The sequence below is a fragment of the Psychrobacter sp. T6-1 genome, from assembly GCF_052258445.1.
The window spans coordinates 1-1,207 of sequence record NZ_JBQQFC010000498.1 but is presented as its reverse complement, the minus strand read 5'-3'; the positions used below and the strand labels follow the sequence as shown (position 1 = coordinate 1,207).

Genomic DNA, 1,207 nt, shown 5'->3' with positions numbered 1-1,207 from the left:
AAAATGAGATTCATTACCACCATTAAACCAAGAAACCGACAAAATGTGTAACGCTATTTTGCTATAAAATGTTTCACAAATTTAATCTTTTAAAATCAGTGGTTTACGCGCGATATAAATTTAGAGTTATTCACTCAGTTTCATCATAAAAACAACCAAGTCATCTACTAAAAATCTATCCACTTCTAAAAGCTACTGCTTACTCCAAAATCGATTGAATCATTAACGACATGTGACAATCACGTCATAAAATCTGGTTTTGGCTTGTGCTACACTAACCAAAGTGCAAGTTTAGACTCGCGTAGATAACATTGAGATAGCGATTAATAAAGGACGATAAATAATGTCAGAATCAAAAGCAAGCGTCATATGGCAAGACAACAAAGCCTTTATGGGCGTATCACCATCAGGGCATGACGTACAAATCGACGCCGACAAAGAAAAAGGTGCAAGCCCCATGGAGCTTATACTATTGGGACTTGGTGGCTGTGCCAGTTATGATGTGGTCGCTATTTTACAAAAGTCGCGCCAAGACGTCAGCGATGTCCGCTGCGAGTTGACCGCTCAGCGTGCCCAAACTGTACCTGCTGTTTATACGGCTATTCATATGCATTTTGTGGTCACAGGCAAAGACGTGTCTGACAAACAGATCGAACGCGCTATTAGGCTGTCAAGCGATAAATATTGTTCCGCGAGTCGAATGCTAGTGCAGGGCGGGGTAGATATCACTCACGATTTTGAAAATATCGCAGGTTAGGACAAACCCAATGAACATAATTTTTGGATTGATGTCTGATACTGCAGCTTCTGCAATATGGGCAATGGTGGTAGCTAGCCTGTTGCCTTTAATAATGGCGATAACTGCCAAAGCTTTTGGCGGTTTTAGATTGGCTGATAACGCACATCCGCGCAGATTTTTGCAAGATACGACTGGACCTGCCGCCCGCGCAAATGCCGCCCAGCAAAACAGTTACGAGACATTGCCTGTGTTTTTGGCAGCAGTAATCGTCGCTATGCTGTTCTTTGTACCGCAGTCTATTATCAATGTATTGGCATGGTTATATGTGCTGATACGGGTAGGTTACTGCGTCGCTTATATCACTAATTTGGCGACGTTTCGCTCGGTACTATGGGTGCTATCGATGGTCTGCTCACTAATGCTGTTTTATTTAGCAATTAGGATGAGTACTTAAGAAGTAAGTTGTTA

Annotated in this window: 2 protein-coding genes; both read left to right on the top strand. The window is 42.1% G+C overall.

The genetic code is table 11. From position 1 onward, the window contains the following. Positions 1–343: 343 nt before the first annotated feature. On the top strand, positions 344–757 hold the full coding sequence (locus tag ACTXGO_RS14110; RefSeq protein WP_443542750.1) for an OsmC family protein: 414 nt from the start codon (positions 344–346) through the stop codon (positions 755–757). A 10-nt stretch (positions 758–767) separates the two neighbouring features. Beyond that, complete coding sequence (locus tag ACTXGO_RS14105; protein ID WP_443542751.1) at positions 768–1,193, top strand: MAPEG family protein; 426 nt, start codon at positions 768–770, stop codon at positions 1,191–1,193. Positions 1,194–1,207 lie beyond the last annotated feature (14 nt).